At 72.0% G+C, this 2945-nt stretch carries 3 protein-coding genes; 2 read left to right on the top strand and 1 reads right to left on the bottom strand.

Features of this window, described 5'->3' with window-relative positions; genetic code table 11:
* The coding region (locus AC27VN_RS37670; protein ID WP_490879959.1) for an MOSC domain-containing protein at positions 1-385 on the bottom strand (385 nt) is incomplete at its 3' end.
* Positions 386-485: 100 nt separating this feature from the next.
* On the opposite strand from AC27VN_RS37670, the gene AC27VN_RS37665 reads away from it, so the two are divergent.
* On the top strand, positions 486-1268 hold the full coding sequence (locus AC27VN_RS37665; protein ID WP_490879958.1) for a response regulator transcription factor: 783 nt from the start codon (positions 486-488) through the stop codon (positions 1266-1268).
* Positions 1178-2945: sensor histidine kinase (locus AC27VN_RS37660; RefSeq protein ID WP_490879957.1), on the top strand; the 1768-nt coding region annotated here is incomplete at its 3' end. The genes AC27VN_RS37665 and AC27VN_RS37660, both read left to right, overlap by 91 nt.

The raw sequence follows: 2945 nt of genomic DNA, 5'->3' as shown, positions 1-2945 counted from the left end.
GCGAGCAGGGCTCGCACGGGCCCGTGATCTCGAGTCGCACCGAGTCGCCGAGCCGCAGCACCAGCGGCTGGTCGCGGAACAGCGAGCGCGCGGCGATCAAGTTCAGGCCCGACACCACGAGGTTGCGCCGCAGCAGCGCGGCGTCGATGGCCGCATGGCCGGTCAGCGCGGCGATCGCGCCCAGGTGCTCGGCCTGGATCAGCGTGACCTGGCGCTTGCCGCCGGATTTGGCCGCACTCGCGCGGTCGCCTTCCAGTCCCAGGCCCGCGAGCGCCTGCGCGCCCTCGACGGCCTGCACCGGCACGCGCCGCGCGGGCCGCAGGTAGACGGCCTCGAGACGGCCGGCGCGCGGAAACTGGCGCATGAGTTCGCGAAGGTCGGGCATGCGCGCGATTGTCCGTGGCGCTGCGCACGCGCCAGCAAAACCACGACGGCGATACAAATTGCAATAACTGGCGACAATCCAGGGAAATCGCCCCGCCGCCATGTCCACGCCTTTTCCGGAAACCCCAGAACCCGTGTCGCTGACCCCCGCGCTGGTGGTCGAGGACGATCCGGCCATGCAGCAGCGGCTGGCCTATGTGCTCGGCACGCTGGGCTGCACCGCGCCGCAGATCGCCTGGGCCGACAGCGTGGCCTCGGCACGGGCGCTGCTGGCCGAACGCAGCTTCGGCGTGGCGCTGGTCGACATCGGGCTGCCCGACGGCAGCGGCGTCGACCTGATCGGCTGGCTGCGGCAGCACCACCCGCGCCTGCCGGCGGTGGTGATCTCGGCCTACCGCACCGAGGAAACCATCTTCGCGGCGCTGCGCGCGGGCGCCATCGGCTACCTGCTCAAGGAGCGCGACGACCTCGAGCTCAGCATCGCACTGCGCAGCATCGAGCAGGGCGGCGCGCCGATCGATCCCGCGATCGCGCGGCGCATCCTGGGCTGGCTCACGCATCAGCCGAACGCCGCGCCCGCGACCATGCCCGCGCCGCTGCCGATCCCGGCCATGACCGCCGACACCCAGCCGGGCGAGCTGCTGCCCGCGTCGGGCATCGCGCCGCGCAAGGAGGAAGCGCCCGCCGCCGCGCTGCTGAGCCGGCGCGAGCACCGCATCCTCGAACTGGTGTCGCAGGGCCTCAGCAACCGCGACATGGCCGAAATGCTCTCGATCTCCCGATTGACCGTGGAATGCCACACCAAGAACATCTACCGCAAGCTGGCCGTCGGATCGCGCACCGAAGCGGTCTACCAGGCGCGGCTGCACGGGCTGCTGCGCTGAGCTTCCTGCACCGCCTGGCCGCGGCGCTGGCGCTGCTGCTGTGCGCGCATGGCGCGCTGGCCCAGGACTTCCCCGCGCTGCGCATCGAGGCCGTGCGCGCCGCCGGCTGGCACGACACGCGTCCACCCGAGAACGGCTGGGAGCCGGTGGCCGCCCTGCCCGACAACTGGGCCGATCGCTGGAGCGGCTTCGACGGCGTGGCCTGGTACCGGCTGCGCTGGGAGCAGCCCACGGAACCGCGCGAGACCGGCCTGCTGCTGCACTACCTCAACATGGCCGGCGCCGTGTACCTCAACGGCACGCCGATCTCGCGCGACGCCAGCCTGGTCGAGCCGCTGACGCGGGCCTGGAACACGCCGCGCTACTGGCTGCTGGCGCCGCCGCTGCTGCGCGCGGGCACCAACACCCTGCTGGTGCGCGTCTCGGGACTCGCGGTCTACCAGGCCGGGCTGGGGCCCGTCGTGGTCGGGCCGCCGGCCGTGCTGCAGGCCACCTACGAACGCGAGCGCGTGGTGCGGCGCGACCTGCAGGTGCTGGGCCTCGCGGTCAGCGCGGCGGTGTCGGCCTTCTTCGCGGCGCTATGGCTGCTGCGGCGGCGCGAAACCGCCTACGGCTGGTTCGCGCTGATGTCCATGCTGTGGCTGCTGTTCGGCTACAACCAGATCGCCACCAGCCCCTGGCCCTTCGCCACCACCTCGGCCTGGCAGGCGCTCAACACCTCGCTGCTGCTGGTCTTCAGCACCGCCTACGCGGTGTTCGCGCTGCGCTTCTGCGACCGCCGCATGCCGCTGCTCGAGGGCGCCTCGCTGCTGGCCGCGGCGGTCGGCGTGCTCGACCTGTGGCTGGCCGCGCCCGCGGCGCTGCCGCTGCACCGCGCGATCTGGACGCTGGTCGGCGGGCTGACGATCATCGTGGTCAACAGCGCCGCCATCGTCCACGCCTGGCGCCATCGCGGCAGCCCGATGCGCTCGCTCGCGCCCTTCATGGCGGTGTCGGCGCTCACCGGCGCGCACGACCTGCTGGTGTTCACCCAGGTGATCGACAGCAACCTCTACTACACCACCATGTCGTCCTACGTGCTGCTGCTGGGCATGGCGCTGACGCAGGCCGGGCGCTTCGTGCAGAGCCTGCGCCGCATCGAGAACTTCAACACCGAGCTGATCCAGGAAGTGAACGCGGCCAAGGACGAGCTCGCGGCCACGCTGTCGCAGCGCCATGCGCTGGAGCTCGCGCATGCGCGCATCGGCGAGCGCGTGAACCTCGCGAGCGACCTGCACGACGGCCTCGGCGGCATGCTGGTGGGCAGCATCGCGACGCTGGAGCGCACGCCCGAGCACCTGAGCGCGCCGCAGCTGCTGGCCATGCTCAAGCGGCTGCGCGACGACCTGCGGCTGATCATCGACGCCAACGGCCGCGACGACGGCGCGCATGCGCTCGCCGACCTGGTCGCGCCGCTGCGCCACCGGCTCACGCAATTGCTCGAGGCCAACGGCATCGAATGCCGTTGGCGCGTGGAAGGCCTGCAGGCGCTGACGCTCGCGCCCTCGCAGAACCTCGACCTGCTGCGCTTCCTGCAGGAGGCGCTGACCAACGTGCTGCGCCACAGCGGCGCGCGGCGGGTCGACGTGTCATTGGTGGAAGAGAACGGCCAGCTGCGGCTGGAGGTGCGCGACGACG

The sequence above is a fragment of the Variovorax sp. 20P10.2.4 genome, from assembly GCF_058244205.1.
The sequence above is the reverse complement of the archived record's forward strand: the minus strand, read 5'-3'. Positions and strand labels throughout refer to the sequence as shown.

What these genes read in the sequence shown, in the direction of transcription:
- AC27VN_RS37665 (WP_490879958.1), top strand. Translation starts at nt 486, where the DNA reads ATGTCCACGCCTTTTCCGGAAACCCCAGAACCCGTGTCGCTGACCCCC.